The 14,968-nt window shown below is 64.6% G+C and carries 24 protein-coding genes; 23 read left to right on the top strand and 1 reads right to left on the bottom strand.

Annotation, left to right across the window (positions count from 1 at the left end; genetic code table 11):
* The 3 genes from rpsG (at position 1) to tuf (ending at position 4,068) form a co-directional block, all read left to right on the top strand.
* Positions 1-471 carry a 30S ribosomal protein S7 gene (rpsG, locus tag AC4D2F_RS06670; RefSeq protein WP_043440595.1) on the top strand — a complete coding sequence of 157 codons (471 nt, stop codon included), beginning with the start codon at positions 1-3 and terminating at the stop codon, positions 469-471.
* Between the two features lie 87 nt (positions 472-558).
* Positions 559-2,673, top strand: coding sequence for an elongation factor G (fusA, locus tag AC4D2F_RS06665; RefSeq protein ID WP_104166385.1), 2,115 nt, complete (start codon positions 559-561; stop codon positions 2,671-2,673).
* Positions 2,674-2,877: 204 nt separating this feature from the next.
* Entirely contained in the window at positions 2,878-4,068 is a 1,191-nt protein-coding gene (tuf, locus tag AC4D2F_RS06660; RefSeq protein WP_104166383.1) for an elongation factor Tu, read from the top strand.
* A 100-nt stretch (positions 4,069-4,168) separates the two neighbouring features.
* On the opposite strand, the gene AC4D2F_RS06655 is transcribed toward tuf, so the two are convergent.
* Positions 4,169-4,552 carry a VOC family protein gene (locus AC4D2F_RS06655; protein WP_104166381.1) on the bottom strand — a complete coding sequence of 128 codons (384 nt, stop codon included), beginning with the start codon at positions 4,550-4,552 and terminating at the stop codon, positions 4,169-4,171.
* Positions 4,553-5,024: 472 nt separating this feature from the next.
* On the opposite strand from AC4D2F_RS06655, the gene rpsJ reads away from it, so the two are divergent.
* The 20 genes from rpsJ (at position 5,025) to rplO (ending at position 14,962) form a co-directional block, all read left to right on the top strand.
* The gene (gene rpsJ, locus AC4D2F_RS06650; RefSeq protein WP_026531952.1) at positions 5,025-5,333 is read left to right on the top strand and encodes a 30S ribosomal protein S10; all 309 of its coding nucleotides are present in this window, start codon (positions 5,025-5,027) and stop codon (positions 5,331-5,333) included.
* A 16-nt stretch (positions 5,334-5,349) separates the two neighbouring features.
* Entirely contained in the window at positions 5,350-6,006 is a 657-nt protein-coding gene (rplC, locus tag AC4D2F_RS06645; RefSeq protein ID WP_104166379.1) for a 50S ribosomal protein L3, read from the top strand.
* Between the two features lie 4 nt (positions 6,007-6,010).
* Entirely contained in the window at positions 6,011-6,634 is a 624-nt protein-coding gene (gene rplD, locus AC4D2F_RS06640; RefSeq protein ID WP_104166377.1) for a 50S ribosomal protein L4, read from the top strand.
* Complete coding sequence (gene rplW, locus AC4D2F_RS06635) at positions 6,631-6,936, top strand: 50S ribosomal protein L23 (RefSeq protein ID WP_026531955.1); 306 nt, start codon at positions 6,631-6,633, stop codon at positions 6,934-6,936. Before rplD ends, rplW begins: the two co-directional genes overlap by 4 nt.
* Before the next feature lie 32 nt (positions 6,937-6,968).
* Positions 6,969-7,808, top strand: coding sequence for a 50S ribosomal protein L2 (gene rplB, locus AC4D2F_RS06630; protein WP_104121367.1), 840 nt, complete (start codon positions 6,969-6,971; stop codon positions 7,806-7,808).
* Positions 7,809-7,820: 12 nt separating this feature from the next.
* Positions 7,821-8,102 carry a 30S ribosomal protein S19 gene (rpsS, locus tag AC4D2F_RS06625; RefSeq protein ID WP_026549122.1) on the top strand — a complete coding sequence of 94 codons (282 nt, stop codon included), beginning with the start codon at positions 7,821-7,823 and terminating at the stop codon, positions 8,100-8,102.
* Between the two features lie 37 nt (positions 8,103-8,139).
* Complete coding sequence (gene rplV, locus AC4D2F_RS06620; RefSeq protein WP_087030095.1) at positions 8,140-8,505, top strand: 50S ribosomal protein L22; 366 nt, start codon at positions 8,140-8,142, stop codon at positions 8,503-8,505.
* A complete protein-coding gene (gene rpsC, locus AC4D2F_RS06615) occupies positions 8,506-9,339 on the top strand; it encodes a 30S ribosomal protein S3 (RefSeq protein ID WP_043440623.1) in 834 nt (277 codons plus the stop codon).
* Entirely contained in the window at positions 9,340-9,756 is a 417-nt protein-coding gene (gene rplP, locus AC4D2F_RS06610; RefSeq protein ID WP_043440626.1) for a 50S ribosomal protein L16, read from the top strand. It begins immediately after the preceding gene.
* 2 nt (positions 9,757-9,758) lie between these two features.
* Positions 9,759-10,103, top strand: coding sequence for a 50S ribosomal protein L29 (gene rpmC, locus AC4D2F_RS06605; RefSeq protein WP_043440628.1), 345 nt, complete (start codon positions 9,759-9,761; stop codon positions 10,101-10,103).
* On the top strand, positions 10,100-10,411 hold the full coding sequence (rpsQ, locus tag AC4D2F_RS06600; protein WP_459277630.1) for a 30S ribosomal protein S17: 312 nt from the start codon (positions 10,100-10,102) through the stop codon (positions 10,409-10,411). The genes rpmC and rpsQ overlap by 4 nt, the downstream gene beginning before the upstream one ends.
* Positions 10,412-10,755: 344 nt before the next feature.
* Positions 10,756-11,124 (top strand): 50S ribosomal protein L14, encoded by a 369-nt coding sequence (gene rplN / locus AC4D2F_RS06595; RefSeq protein ID WP_026549116.1) that lies wholly within the window; start codon positions 10,756-10,758, stop codon positions 11,122-11,124.
* A 3-nt stretch (positions 11,125-11,127) separates the two neighbouring features.
* Complete coding sequence (gene rplX, locus AC4D2F_RS06590) at positions 11,128-11,502, top strand: 50S ribosomal protein L24 (RefSeq protein ID WP_104166375.1); 375 nt, start codon at positions 11,128-11,130, stop codon at positions 11,500-11,502.
* Positions 11,502-12,077 (top strand): 50S ribosomal protein L5, encoded by a 576-nt coding sequence (gene rplE, locus AC4D2F_RS06585; protein WP_104166373.1) that lies wholly within the window; start codon positions 11,502-11,504, stop codon positions 12,075-12,077. The genes rplX and rplE overlap by 1 nt, the downstream gene beginning before the upstream one ends.
* An 87-nt stretch (positions 12,078-12,164) precedes the next feature.
* Positions 12,165-12,563: a 30S ribosomal protein S8 gene (gene rpsH / locus AC4D2F_RS06580; protein WP_043440638.1), complete on the top strand. Its 399-nt coding sequence runs from the start codon at positions 12,165-12,167 to the stop codon at positions 12,561-12,563.
* Positions 12,564-12,581: 18 nt separating this feature from the next.
* Positions 12,582-13,118, top strand: coding sequence for a 50S ribosomal protein L6 (gene rplF / locus AC4D2F_RS06575; protein ID WP_104166371.1), 537 nt, complete (start codon positions 12,582-12,584; stop codon positions 13,116-13,118).
* 2 nt (positions 13,119-13,120) lie between these two features.
* The gene (gene rplR / locus AC4D2F_RS06570; RefSeq protein ID WP_104166369.1) at positions 13,121-13,504 is read left to right on the top strand and encodes a 50S ribosomal protein L18; all 384 of its coding nucleotides are present in this window, start codon (positions 13,121-13,123) and stop codon (positions 13,502-13,504) included.
* Positions 13,501-14,247 carry a 30S ribosomal protein S5 gene (gene rpsE, locus AC4D2F_RS06565; protein WP_104166367.1) on the top strand — a complete coding sequence of 249 codons (747 nt, stop codon included), beginning with the start codon at positions 13,501-13,503 and terminating at the stop codon, positions 14,245-14,247. Before rplR ends, rpsE begins: the two co-directional genes overlap by 4 nt.
* Positions 14,247-14,465 (top strand): 50S ribosomal protein L30, encoded by a 219-nt coding sequence (rpmD, locus tag AC4D2F_RS06560; protein WP_104166365.1) that lies wholly within the window; start codon positions 14,247-14,249, stop codon positions 14,463-14,465. The genes rpsE and rpmD overlap by 1 nt, the downstream gene beginning before the upstream one ends.
* Positions 14,465-14,962, top strand: coding sequence for a 50S ribosomal protein L15 (gene rplO / locus AC4D2F_RS06555; RefSeq protein ID WP_104166363.1), 498 nt, complete (start codon positions 14,465-14,467; stop codon positions 14,960-14,962). The genes rpmD and rplO overlap by 1 nt, the downstream gene beginning before the upstream one ends.
* Positions 14,963-14,968: the final 6 nt, after the last annotated feature.

Raw genomic sequence — 14,968 nt, 5'->3', positions numbered from 1 at the left:
ATGCCTCGTAAGGGCCCGGCCCCGAAGCGGCCGCTCGTTGTAGATCCCGTCTACGGTTCCCCCCTGGTCACGCAGCTGATCAACAAGGTGCTCGTCGACGGCAAGAAGTCCACCGCAGAGCGCATCGTGTACGGCGCGCTCGAAGGTGCCCGTGCCAAGTCCGGCGGCGACCCCGTCGCAGCGCTGAAGAAGGCCATGGACAACGTCAAGCCGACCCTCGAGGTCCGCTCACGCCGTGTCGGTGGCGCCACCTACCAGGTCCCCGTCGAGGTCAAGCCCGGTCGTTCGACCGCCCTGGCCCTCCGCTGGCTCGTGGGCTACTCCAAGGCCCGCCGCGAGAAGACGATGACCGAGCGCCTGCAGAACGAGATCCTGGATGCATCCAACGGTCTCGGCGCAGCAGTCAAGCGCCGCGAGGACACGCACAAGATGGCCGAGTCGAACAAGGCCTTCGCACACTACCGCTGGTAGCAGCTCTGCCGGCCGGACCCGCAGCCCGTCAGGGACGGGCCGGCCGGCGGCCCAGCAGAACTCCATTTACGTATTAAGGGAGACACCGTGGCACAGGACGTGCTTACCGACCTCAACAAGGTCCGCAACATCGGCATCATGGCCCACATCGATGCCGGCAAGACCACTACTACCGAGCGCATCCTGTTCTACACGGGTGTCAACCACAAGATCGGTGAGACGCACGACGGCGCCTCCACCACCGACTGGATGGAACAGGAGAAGGAGCGCGGCATCACCATCACGTCCGCCGCGGTCACCTGCTTCTGGGAGAACAACCAGATCAACATCATCGACACCCCCGGGCACGTCGACTTCACCGTCGAGGTGGAGCGCTCACTGCGCGTCCTCGACGGCGCCGTCGCCGTGTTCGACGGCAAGGAGGGCGTCGAGCCCCAGTCGGAGACCGTCTGGCGCCAGGCCGACAAGTACGAAGTGCCCCGCATCTGCTTCGTCAACAAGATGGACAAGCTGGGCGCCGACTTCTACTTCACCGTCGACACCATCATCAGCCGCCTGGGCGCCAAGCCCCTCGTGCTGCAGCTCCCCATCGGTGCCGAGAACGACTTCATCGGCGTCGTCGACCTGCTCTACATGCGTGCCCTCGTCTGGCCCGGCGACTCCAAGGGTGACGTCACCATGGGTGCGAAGTACGAGATCCAGGAGATCCCGGCGGACCTCCAGGAGAAGGCCGAGGAGTACCGCGCGGCCCTCGTCGAGACCGTCGCCGAGTCCTCCGACGAGCTCATGAACAAGTACCTCGAAGGCGAAGAGATCTCCGTCGACGAGCTCAAGGCCGGCATCCGCAAGATGACGATCAACTCCGAGCTCTACCCGATCCTCTGCGGTTCCGCGTTCAAGAACCGCGGCGTGCAGCCGATGCTCGACGCCGTCATCGACTACCTGCCCTCGCCCCTCGACGTCCCCCCGATGATCGGTCACGATCCCCGGGACGAAGAGGTCGAGCTGACGCGCAAGCCGAGCACCGAGGAGCCGTTCTCGGCCCTCGCGTTCAAGGTGGCCACGCACCCGTTCTTCGGTCAGCTGACGTTCATCCGCGTGTACTCCGGGCATGTGACGGCCGGTACCCAGCTGGTGAACTCCACGAAGAGCAAGAAGGAGCGCATCGGCAAGCTGTTCCAGATGCACGCCAACAAGGAGATCCCCGTCGAGGAAGCGTCGGCAGGGCACATCTACGCGGCGATCGGCCTCAAGGACACCACCACCGGTGACACCCTCTCCGACTCGGCGAACCAGATCGTGCTCGAGTCCATGAGCTTCCCGGCACCCGTGATCTCGGTGGCCATCGAGCCCAAGACCAAGGGCGACCAGGAGAAGCTGTCCACAGCCATCCAGAAGCTCTCGGCCGAGGACCCCACGTTCCAGGTCTCCCTGAACGAGGACACCGGACAGACGATCATCGCCGGCATGGGCGAGCTCCACCTGGACATCCTGGTGGACCGCATGCGCCGCGAGTTCCGCGTGGAAGCGAACGTGGGCAAGCCCCAGGTCGCCTACCGCGAGACCATCCGCAGCAAGGTCGCCAAGCACGACTACACCCACAAGAAGCAGACGGGTGGCTCCGGCCAGTTCGCGAAGATCCAGATCGCGATCGAACCGATGGAGGTCGAGGAAGGCGTCCTGTACGCCTTCGACAACAAGGTGACCGGCGGCCGCGTGCCCCGCGAGTACATCCCGAGTGTCGACGCCGGCATCCAGGATGCGCTGAACGACGGCGTGCTCGCCGGCTACCCGGTGGTCGGGATCAAGGCGACCCTGCTCGACGGCGCCTACCACGACGTCGACTCCTCGGAGATGGCGTTCAAGATCGCCGGCCGCATGGCGTTCAAGGAAGCCGCACGCATGGCGAAGCCCGTGCTGCTCGAACCGCTCATGGAGGTGGAGGTCCGCACCCCCGAGGAATACATGGGTGAAGTGATCGGCGACCTCAACTCCCGCCGCGGCCAGATGCAGTCCATGGAGGACGCCAGCGGCGTGAAGGTCATCACGGCGCACGTGCCCCTGTCGGGCATGTTCGGCTACATCGGTGACCTCCGGTCGAAGACCCAGGGCCGTGCCGTGTACTCCATGAAGTTCGACAGCTACTCCGAGGTCCCGAAGGCAGTCGCCGACGAGATCATCCAGAAGACGCGCGGCGAGTAGCCCCCTCCCGGCAACGGGATCCCGGGGGAGCGGAGGCGGCCTGCCCAGGGCAGGCCGCCCCGCCCCCTCTGCCGCCGGACCAGCAGGCCCGGCGGTGCAGAGCAATTTCATCAAAACCAAAAGCCCCCAGTAGACTTGCATGAGTTTCAGCCGCGACAAGCGTGGCTGGGAAGCAATTCTTCTCAAACGTTCTAGGAGGAACCCGTGGCGAAGGCAAAGTTCGAGCGGACTAAGCCGCACGTTAACATCGGCACCATCGGTCACGTTGACCATGGAAAGACGACGTTGACGGCTGCCATTTCCAAGGTGCTGTACGACAAGTACCCCACTCTCAACGAGCAGCGTGACTTCGCGTCGATCGACTCGGCTCCCGAGGAGAAGCAGCGTGGCATCACGATCAACATCTCGCACGTCGAGTACCAGACCGAGAAGCGCCACTACGCCCACGTAGACGCCCCCGGTCACGCCGACTACATCAAGAACATGATCACCGGTGCGGCCCAGATGGACGGGGCAATCCTCGTCGTCGCAGCCACCGATGGTCCGATGGCCCAGACCCGCGAGCACGTGCTGCTCGCCCGCCAGGTCGGTGTCCCCTACCTGCTGGTCGCACTGAACAAGTCCGACATGGTCGACGACGAGGAGCTCCTCGACCTCGTCGAGATGGAAGTTCGTGAGCTGCTCAGCTCGCAGGGCTTCGACGGCGACGACGCTCCTGTCGTCCGCGTCTCCGGCCTCAAGGCCCTCGAAGGCGACCCCGAGTGGGTCAAGTCCGTCGAGGACCTCATGGAAGCCGTCGACAACAACGTCCCGGATCCCATCCGCGACAAGGACAAGCCCTTCCTGATGCCCGTCGAGGACGTCTTCACGATCACCGGTCGTGGAACCGTCGTCACGGGTCGCGCCGAGCGCGGAACCCTCGCCATCAACTCCGAGGTCGAGATCGTCGGCATCCGTCCGGTCCAGAAGACCACGGTCACCGGTATCGAGATGTTCCACAAGCAGCTCGACGAGGCCTGGGCCGGCGAGAACTGTGGTCTGCTGCTCCGCGGCATCAAGCGCGAAGACGTAGAGCGTGGACAGGTCATCGTGAAGCCGGGTTCCATCACCCCGCACACCGACTTCGAGGCCAACGTCTACATCCTGGCCAAGGACGAGGGCGGGCGTCACAACCCGTTCTACTCGAACTACCGCCCGCAGTTCTACTTCCGCACCACGGACGTGACCGGCGTCATCACCCTCCCCGAGGGCACCGAGATGGTCATGCCCGGCGACAACACCGAGATGACCGTCGAGCTGATCCAGCCGATCGCCATGGAGGACGGCCTCGGCTTCGCGATCCGCGAAGGCGGCCGCACCGTTGGTTCGGGACGTGTCACCAAGATCCTCAAGTAGTCCTCCGACTGCCTGAATGATCGTCGGAAGGGCCCCGTTGCTTCGGCAGCGGGGCCCTTCTGCGTCGACGGGTCCGGGCCGGCGGTGCCCCGCCCCCCCCTCAGGTGACGAGCTGGTGGAGGCAGAGGATGTTCCCCTCCGTATCGGTGAACCAGGCCGCACGCATGTGGTCGTCCTCCGCGATATGGTTCACGGTCTTCAGGCCCGGGAGGTCGTAGTCCTCGAACCTGACGCCGTTCCTTTCGAGCGAGGTCATCTCGGCGCTGAGGTCCTCGACCTCGAAGCTGAGCTCGGTATTGCCGGACGGGCTGCCGTCCGGCTTCAGCATGAGCTCGATCCCGTTGTGCCCGTCCTCGCTGAAGAAAAAGCTCCCCTCGTGCCAGGCGTTGTCGGGATGGAGGCCGAGGGTGTTCTCGTAGAAATTCCTGGCTCGATCGAGGTCCCGCACGGGCAGGACGGTCGTGGCCCTGTTGGCGCTGATCATGGCGGATCTCCTTCGTGGTGGTGGGCCAATATTCTAGGCCTTGCCCCGACGGTTTGACCGGGTCCGGTGAAGGTCGAGTAGTGCAGGTCACCCGCCCGCGCGCCGGGCCGGTTCGCAATCACGGAGGCAATCTGCGACACTAGATAAGTTGTTCAAGCGCTTGCGCGTGCGGTCAGGGACCTCATCCCGGTCAGGATAATGCCTGATGCAGGGATCGAGTCCGCCGATGCGCAGCCCAAATATAATCCACCCCGCTCGGCTCGTCCGAGATCTGCGGAGCGTGTGTGTCCGGACTGTGCTTGTTTTCGCACAGCGCGACACGCCCGAGCGCGGGGGTCGGAGCCCGGCAGGGTGAGGAACCCGGAGTTCTCCGGATTCAGTCTGTTCGGGAGGCGTCGCACAACGGGCGCAGGAAATGTACGTACGTACCGGAACTGCCCAGGCAGTTATGTAGAGAGAGAGTCGAGACGCCATGGCGGGACAAAAAATCCGCATCCGGCTGAAGTCATATGACCACGAGGTCATCGATGTTTCAGCACGGAAGATCGTTGAGACGGTGACGCGCGCAGGCGCAACGGTAGTGGGCCCCGTGCCCCTGCCCACGGAGAAGAACGTTTTCGTTGTCATCCGGTCCCCGCACAAGTACAAGGACAGCCGTGAGCACTTCGAAATGCGTACTCACAAGCGTCTGATCGACATCATTGATCCCACGCCCAAGGCCGTCGATTCGCTGATGCGTCTCGACCTGCCTGCGGACGTGAACATCGAAATCAAGCTGTAAGGGAGAGCGGATACATATGTCTACTTCACTTACGCGCCAGGTCAAGGGCCTGCTGGGCGTCAAGCTCGGCATGACCCAGGTCTGGGACGAGAACAACATCCTCATCCCCGTCACCGTCGTCCAGGCGGACTCGAACGTCATCACGCAGCTCCTCAGCGAGGACAAGGACGGCTACACCGCCGTGCAGATCGGCTTCGGCCAGATCGATCCCCGCAAGGTCACCAAGCCGCTCGCCGGTCACTTCGAGAAGGCCGGCGTCACGCCGCGCCGTCACGTCGTCGAACTGCGCACCTCCGACGCCGACTCCTACTCGCTCGGTCAGGAACTCTCCGTCGAGATGTTCGAAGCCGGCCAGACGGTCGACGTCATCGGCACCACCAAGGGCAAGGGCTTCGCCGGCGTCATGAAGCGCCACGGTTTCCACGGTGTGGGAGCCTCGCACGGTGCTCACAAGAACCACCGCAAGCCCGGTTCCATCGGTGGAGCATCCACCCCCAGCCGCGTCTTCCGTGGAATGAAAATGGCAGGCCGCATGGGCGCCGTTCGTCAGACCACGCTGAACCTCCGGGTTCACGCTGTCGACGCCGAGAAGTCGCTGCTGCTGATCAAGGGTGCCGTTCCCGGCGCCCGCGGCCAGGTCGTCCTCGTACGCACCGCCGTGAAGGGAGCATAGCCAAATGGCTGCCAACACTGTAAAGGTCGATCTCCCCGCGGAGATCTTCGACGCGCAGACCAACGTGCCGTTGCTGCACCAGGTCGTCGTCGCCCAGCTTGCTGCCGCCCGCCAGGGCACGCACAAGACCAAGACCCGCGCCGAGGTCAGTGGCGCAGGCCGCAAGCCGTTCAAGCAGAAGGGAACCGGTCGTGCCCGCCAGGGTTCGATCCGCGCCCCCCACATGACCGGTGGTGGCGTCGTCCACGGGCCCACGCCCCGCGACTACAGCCAGCGCACCCCCAAGAAGATGAAGGCCGCCGCCCTGCGCGGAGCCCTCTCCGACCGGGCACGCAACGGCCGTATCCACGTCCTCGAATCCCTGGTCGCCGGCGGCAAGCCGTCGACCAAGGGCGCGATCGACACCCTGCGCGCGATCTCCGAGCGGCCCCGCCTGCTCGTGATCATCGAGCGCGCCAACGACGTCGCTGCACTCTCGGTGCGCAACGTGCCCGAGGTACACGTCCTCTACGTAGACCAGCTCAACACGTACGACGTGCTGGTCTCCGACGACGTGATCTTCACCAAGGCCGCCTACGACCAGTTCGTCGGCGCTGCTGATGTCATCACCGAGGAGGATGCCAAGTGAGCGGCACCATCGCAAAGGATCCGCGCGACGTCGTCATTGCACCCGTCGTCTCGGAGAAGAGCTACGGCCTGATCGACGAAGGCAAGTACACCTTCCTGGTCGACCCGCGCTCGAACAAGGAAGAAATCAAGCTGGCGGTCGAGAAGATCTTCTCCGTGAAGGTCGACTCGATCAACACCATCAACCGGGTTGGCAAGCGCAAGCGCACCAAGTTCGGGTGGGGCCAGCGCAAGGGCACCAAGCGTGCCATCGTGTCCCTCAAAGAGGGCTCGATCGACATCTTCGGCGGTCCGCTCTCCTGAGAGCGGAGACCACTTTAACGAGGAATTGAGTTATGGGAATCCGTAAATACAAGCCGACAACCCCGGGCCGTCGTGGCTCGAGCGTTGCCGACTTCGCTGAAATCACACGGTCGACGCCGGAAAAGTCGTTGGTCCGCCCCCTTCCCAAGAAGGGTGGTCGCAACAACACCGGTAAGATCACGACCCGCCACAAGGGCGGTGGACACAAGCGTCAGTACCGTCTGATCGACTTCCGCCGCCACGACAAGGACGGCGTCGACGCCCGCGTTGCCGAGATCGAATACGATCCCAACCGCACCGCGCGCATCGCCCTCCTGCACTACGTCGACGGCACCAAGCGCTACATCATCGCGCCGAACAAGCTCAAGCAGGGCGACTTCGTCGAGGCCGGCGCCGGGGCGGACATCAAGCCCGGCAACAACCTGCCGCTGCGCAACATCCCCGTGGGTACCGTCATCCACGCCGTCGAGCTCCGCCCAGGCGGCGGCGCGAAGATGGCACGCTCCGCCGGTGCGTCGGTCCAGCTCGTCGCCAAGGAGGGCCGCTTCGCCCAGCTGCGACTGCCCTCCGGCGAGATCCGCAACGTCGACGTCCGCTGCCGCGCGACGGTCGGCGAGGTCGGCAACGCCGAGCAGTCGAACATCAACTGGGGCAAGGCCGGCCGCAACCGCTGGAAGGGCATCCGCCCGACCGTCCGTGGTGTCGCCATGAACCCGGTCGACCACCCGCACGGTGGTGGCGAGGGCAAGACCTCCGGTGGACGCCACCCGGTCAACCCCAACGGCAAGGCCGAAGGCCGCACCCGTCGCCCCAACAAAGAGAGCGACTCACTCATCGTGCGTCGCCGTCGTTCCGGCAAGAACAAGCGATAGGAGCCTGGAGACATGCCACGCAGCCTGAAGAAAGGCCCCTTCGTCGATCAGCACCTTTACGTAAAGGTCGCTCGCGAGAACGAATCGGGTACGAAGAACGTCATCAAGACGTGGTCCCGCCGCTCCATGATCGTCCCCGACATGCTCGGGCACACGATCGCGGTGCACGACGGGCGCAAGCACATCCCGGTGTTTGTCACCGAGTCGATGGTCGGGCACAAGCTCGGCGAATTCGCTCCCACGCGGACCTTCCGCGGCCATGTTAAGGACGACCGCAAGGGCAAGCGCCGCTAGGCGCTGCTCTTACGGCTAAGACGAGAGAAGGAAAGCAATGGAAGCCAAGGCTATTGCGCGTCATATCCGCGTAACGCCTATGAAGGCCCGGCGCGTCGTCAACCTTGTTCGTGGTAAGCAGGCGAATGAGGCTCTGGCTATTCTGAAGTTTGCCCCACAGGTTGCTTCGGAGCCGGTTTTCAAGGTGGTCCAGTCGGCAGTCGCCAACGCCCGCGTTCGCGCGGACCGTGACGGCGTCGCCTTCGACGAGGACAACCTCATCATCAGCGAAGCATTCGTTGATGAAGGCCCCACGATGAAGCGGTTCCGTCCGCGAGCCCAGGGCCGCGCGTTCCGCATCAACAAGCGGACCAGCCACATCACGGTTGTCGTCGCTACCCCTGAGAAAGTGGAGGTCCGCTAAGTGGGACAGAAAGTAAACCCGCACGGGTTCCGACTCGGCATCACCACCGACCACCGGTCACACTGGTTCGCCGACAGCAACAAGCCCGGCCAGCGCTACCGTGACTTCGTCCGCGAGGACATCAAGATCCGCCAGCTGATGTCGACCGGCATGGACCGCGCCGGCATCGCCAAGGTCGAGATCGAGCGCACCCGGGACCGCGTCCGCGTGGACATCCACACGGCACGCCCCGGTATCGTCATCGGCCGTCGTGGAGCAGAAGCGGACCGCATCCGCGGCGAGCTCGAGAAGCTCACGGGCAAGCAGGTCCAGCTGAACATCCTCGAGGTCAAGAACCCCGAGATCGAGGCTCAGCTCGTCGCCCAGGGCATCGCCGAGCAGCTCTCCTCCCGCGTGGCGTTCCGCCGCGCGATGAAGAAGGCCATGCAGTCCGCACAGCGTGCCGGCGCCAAGGGCATCCGTGTCCAGTGCTCCGGTCGCCTGGGTGGCGCCGAAATGAGCCGCTCGGAGTTCTACCGCGAGGGACGCGTTCCCCTGCACACGCTCCGCGCCAACATCGACTACGGCTTCTTCGAAGCGAAGACCACCTTCGGCCGCATCGGCGTGAAGGTCTGGATCTACAAGGGTGACGTCACGGCGAAGGAACTCGCGGCTCAGGCTGCAGCAGCTCCCTCCCGTGGCCGTGGCGGAGACCGTCCGGGCCGTGGCCCCGCCGGTGCCGACCGCGGAGGCGACCGTCGTCGTCGTGCGCCTGAGCGCTCCGAGGGCCAGGGTGCGTCAGCACCCGCCGAGACCGCCGCAGCCCCCGCTGCGACTGAAGGAGGCCAGGCCTAAATGCTTATCCCACGTCGAGTCAGGTTCCGTAAGCAGCACCACCCGGGTCGCTCGGGCGCTGCCACGGGCGGTACCGAGGTCAGCTTCGGCGAGTGGGGTATCCAGGCTCTGAGCCCGGCATACGTCACCAACCGGCAGATCGAGTCCGCTCGTATCGCCATGACCCGCCACATCAAGCGTGGCGGCAAGGTCTGGATCAACATCTATCCGGACCGCCCGTTGACCAAGAAGCCCGCCGAGACCCGCATGGGTTCCGGTAAGGGTTCGCCCGAGTGGTGGGTGGCCAACGTCAAGCCGGGACGGGTTCTCTTCGAACTGTCCGGCGTTTCCGAAGAGGTAGCCCGCGAAGCCCTGCGCCTCGCGATCCACAAGCTGCCGTTGAAGGCACGCATCGTGCGTCGTGAGGGTGGTGAATAGTTATGGCTCTGGGTTCAAAGGAACTGGCAACAGACCAGCTGGACGGCTTCGATAAGGACCGTCTGGTGGAAGAACTGCGCAAGGCCAAGGAGGAGCTGTTCAACCTCCGTTTCCAGTCGGCCACCGGCCAGCTCGAAAGCCACGGTCGCCTTCGTTCGGTCAAGCGCGACATCGCACGCATCTACACGGTGCTGCGTGAGCGTGAACTGGGTCTCCGTCCCGAGGTCGTCGCTCCCGTCGAGGAAGCGAAGCCCGCGAAGGCGGACAAGCCCAAGAAAGCCAAGAAGGCCTCCGCGAAGGACGCACCTTCCGCGGACACCGAGGCTTCTGAGGAGGACGCCAAATGAGTGAGCAGCAGAGCGAAACGACCGTAGGAACCGAGAAGGCCGTCCACGACGCCAACTCGCGCGGCTACCGCAAGGTACGCCGTGGCTATGTCGTCTCCGACAAGATGGAAAAGACGATCGTCGTCGAGGTCGAGGACCGCGTGAAGCACGCCCTGTACGGCAAGGTGCTTCGCCGCAGCTCCAAGGTCAAGGCGCACGACGAGCAGAACAGCGCCGGCATCGGCGACATGGTCCTGATCAGCGAGACCCGCCCGCTGTCCGCCACCAAGCGGTGGCGCCTGGTGGAGATCATCGAGAAGGCCAAGTAACACCAGCACTGCACAGGGTCCGGCACCACCGGACCCGCCCCGGATGCCCCGGACGCGATTTCGCGTCCGGGGCATCTTCGCGATACCATGGGAATCTTGTCTGTCTGGTGGGCTGGCGCATGCCCTCACAAGGTCTCCTCACGGGATTTCCTCCGGGGGTTGCCTTCACACCGGGCAAATAGGCAAAAGCCCGATAATCTTGTTCGCCACGATCCACCATGTCGAAGATTTGGCATGGCCGCGCGCCCCGGGCGTGCACACGGCGAGTACCAGTATTACGGGGCCCACCCATATCCGTTCCGCAAGGCTCGATGAGAGAACCGGCGCGACGACAGGAGTAATCAGTGATTCAGCAGGAATCGCGGCTAAAGATCGCCGACAACACGGGGGCCAAGGAAATCTTGACCATCCGCGTTCTCGGAGGATCCGGGCGCCGCTACGCAGGCATCGGCGACGTCATCGTCGCCACCGTCAAGGACGCGATCCCCGGCGGCAACGTCAAGAAGGGCGACGTCGTCAAGGCGGTAATCGTCCGTACCAAGAAGGAACGCCGCCGCGCGGACGGTTCCTACATCAAGTTCGATGAGAACGCAGCAGTGATCCTGAAGAACGACGGCGACCCTCGCGGCACCCGTATCTTCGGCCCTGTCGGTCGCGAGCTCCGCGACAAGCGTTTCATGAAGATCATCTCGCTGGCGCCGGAGGTGCTGTAGTCCATGGCACAGAAGACAAAGCTCAAGATCAAGAAGGGTGACCTCGTCCAGGTCATCACCGGGGGCAAGCAGGAACGCGGCGGAGACCGCGGCAAGCAGGGCAAGGTCCTCAAGGTGTTCCCCGAGTCCAACCGCGTCCTCGTGGAAGGCATCAACCGGATCACCAAGCACACCAAGGTCGGGCAGTCGCAGCGCGGCACCACGACCGGTGGCATCGAAGTCGTCGAGGCACCCGTGCACATCAGCAACGTGGCCGTCGTCGATCCCGAGACCAAGAAGCCGACCCGCGTCGGATACCGCACCGAGACCGTCGAGCGCGACGGCCGCGAGCGCGTAGTCCGCATCCGTGTCGCCAAGTCATCAGGGAAGGATCTGTAATGACTGTCGAAACCACAGAAGCCAAGGTTCTTCCCCGCCTCAAGGCGCGCTACGCGTCCGAGATCAAGGGCGCCCTGCAGGAGCAGTTCAGCTACGCCAACGTCAACCAGGTCCCGCGCCTGGTGAAGGTCGTCGTGAACATGGGTGTCGGTGACGCCGCCAAGGACTCCAAGCTGATCGACGGAGCCGTCAAGGACCTCACCGCGATCACGGGCCAGAAGCCCCAGGTCACCAAGGCCCGCAAGTCCATCGCGCAGTTCAAGCTCCGCGAGGGAATGCCCATCGGCGCACACGCCACCCTGCGTGGCGACCGCATGTGGGAATTCACGGACCGCCTGGTCTCGCTCGCCCTGCCCCGTATCCGCGACTTCCGCGGCCTCAACGGCAAGCAGTTCGACGGCAACGGCAACTACACCTTCGGTCTCACGGAGCAGTCCATGTTCCACGAGATCGACCAGGACCGGATCGACCGTGTCCGCGGTATGGACATCACCGTCGTCACCACCGCCAAGACCGACGCCGAGGGCCGCGCGCTCCTCAAGGCGCTTGGCTTCCCGTTCAAATCCGAAGATTAATCTAACTACGTTGCAGGTCCGTTCCGGCCGTCACTTCGTGTGCCGACCGGAAGCCGGAAACCGTTTCGAGGAAGGGCAAGAGCCCACATGACAATGACAGATCCTGTCGCAGACATGCTCACGCGTCTGCGCAACGCCAACTCGGCTTACCACGATTCCGTGTCCATGCCGTACAGCAAGTTGAAGGCCCGCGTCGCGGACATCCTGAAGGCCGAGGGCTACATCGCCGGCTGGAAGGAAGAGGAAGCGGAGGTCGGCAAGAAGCTGACCATCGACCTCAAGTTCGGCCCGGACCGCCAGCGTTCGATCGCCGGCATCCGCCGTATCTCCAAGCCGGGCCTGCGCGTGTACGCGAAGTCCACGAACCTGCCCCACGTGCTCGGCGGCCTCGGTATCGCCATCCTGTCCACGTCCTCCGGTCTGCTCACGGACCGCCAGGCATCCAAGAAGGGTGTAGGTGGGGAAGTCCTCGCCTACGTCTGGTAACGGGAAAGGGAAAGAAACATGTCACGTATTGGACGTCTCCCCATCACCGTTCCCGCTGGTGTCGAGGTCAATGTCAGCGGTCAAGAGGTCTCCGTCAAGGGCCCGAAGGGCGAGCTGAGCCACACGGTTCCCAGCCCCATCGAGGTCTCCCTCTCCGAGGGCACGCTCACGGTCGGCCGCCCCAACGACGAGCGCGAATCGCGTTCGCTGCACGGCCTGACCCGCACCCTCGTCTCCAACATGATCGTCGGAGTCACCGAGGGCTACAAGAAGAACCTCGAGATCGTGGGCACGGGTTACCGTGTCCAGGCCAAGGGCAGCGACCTGGAGTTCGCTCTGGGCTACAGCCACCCGGTGGCCGTCAAGGCTCCCGAGGGCATCACGCTCACCGTCGACAGCCCCACCAAGCTCTCGGTCGCAGGCATCAACAAGCAGCAGGTCGGCGAGGTCGCTGCAACCATCCGCAAGCTGCGCAAGCCTGACCCGTACAAGGGCAAGGGCATCCGCTACGCAGGCGAGATCATCCGCCGCAAGGTCGGAAAGGCTGGTAAGTAACCATGGGTCTGAGCATCAACAAGAAGCGCAGCTCGAAGAGCAAGGCCGCCTCCCGCGGACGCCGCCACCTCCGTGTACGCAAGCGCGTCTCGGGCACGGCTGTCCGCCCCCGCCTGGTCGTCAACCGTTCGGCCCGCCACGTATTCGTGCAGGTCGTCGACGACACCAGGGGCGTGACCGTCGCATCGGCGTCCACCCTCGAAGCGGACCTCCGTGCATTCGACGGTGACAAGACCGCGAAGGCCAAGCGCGTCGGCGAACTCGTGGCCGAGCGTGCCATGGCCGTCGGCGTCGAGGCAGTCGTCTTCGACCGCGGTGGCAACAAGTACCACGGTCGCGTTGCAGCCATCGCAGACGGCGCACGTGAAGGTGGGCTGGCACTGTGACCGAGGAGAACAACGCAAAGGAAGCCCCATTGAATACGGCTACAGAGCAGCCCGCGGCCGAAGCGACTTCAGCCGCAGGCGCAACGGAGACCGCGTCGGCTGACGCCAACCGCAATGCGCGCGGCAACGCCCGCGGCGGCGAGCGTGGCGGCAACGCCCGCGGTGGCGAGCGTGGCGGCCGAGGTGGCCGTGACGGTCGCGACGGCGGCCGCAACGACGACAAGGACAAGTTCATCGAACGCGTCGTCACCATCAACCGTGTCGCCAAGGTCGTCAAGGGCGGCCGCCGCTTCAGCTTCACCGCCCTCGTGGTGGTCGGCGACGGCAACGGCATGGTCGGCGTCGGCTACGGAAAGGCGAAGGAAGTCCCTTCGGCCATCCAGAAGGCCGTCGAGGAAGCCAAGAAGACGATGTTCCGCGTTCCGCGCATCGGTGGCACCGTCCCGCACCTGGTGCAGGGCGAGGCAGCCGCAGGCGTCGTCCTCCTCCGTCCCGCCTCCCCGGGTACCGGCGTCATCGCCGGTGGTCCGGTGCGTGCGGTCCTGGAGTGCGTCGGCATCCACGACGTCCTCTCCAAGTCGCTCGGTTCCGCGAACGCCATCAACATCGTTCACGCGACCGTTGACGCGCTGAAGCGCCTCGAGGAGCCCCAGGCCGTCGCGGCACGCCGTGGCCTGCCCCTCGACGAGGTCGCATCCCACCAGATGCTGCGCGCAATCGCAGCTCAGAAGGCAGGTGCGTGATGACCGCGATCACCCCGAAGAAGGTGCCCGTGAGCTCGGCGAAGCTCTCGATCACCCAGATCAAGTCCGCCATCGGCGGCAAGCAGAACCAGCGCGACACGCTGCGGTCGCTCGGCCTGAAGCGGATCGGCCACACCGTGGTCCGTGAAGCCGATGCCGTCACCGTCGGCATGATCAACACGGTTCCGCACCTCTTGAAGGTTGAGGAGGCCAACTAATGGCAGACAAGAACATCGCGGCTCCGGCCGCGACTGAGGCAAAAGCAGAGCGCGTCCACGCCCTGAAGGTCCACCACCTGCGTCCCGCACCCGGAGCCAAGACGGCGAAGACCCGTGTCGGCCGTGGTGAGGGTTCGAAGGGTAAGACCGCAGGCCGTGGTACCAAGGGAACCGCAGCGCGCTACCAGGTGAAGGCAGGATTTGCCGGCGGCCAGCTGCCGCTGCACATGCGTCTTCCCAAGCTGCGCGGCTTCAAGAACCCGTTCCGCGTCGAGTTCCAGGTCGTGAACCTGGACAAGCTCTCCGAGCTCTACCCCGATGGCGGCGACGTCACGGTGGAGAGCCTGGTGGCGAACGGCGCCGTCCGCAAGAACCAGCCCGTCAAGGTGCTGGGGACCGGCGACATCACGGTGGCCGTGAACGTGTCGGCCGACGCCTTCTCCGCATCCGCTGCAGAGAAGATCGTCGCAGCAGGCGGCACCGTCACCGAACTGTAGGTCCTC

The organism is Arthrobacter sp. TJ-263 (assembly GCF_058269155.1).
Note: the sequence above shows the minus strand (reverse complement) of the source record. Positions and strands in the feature narration are given on the sequence as shown.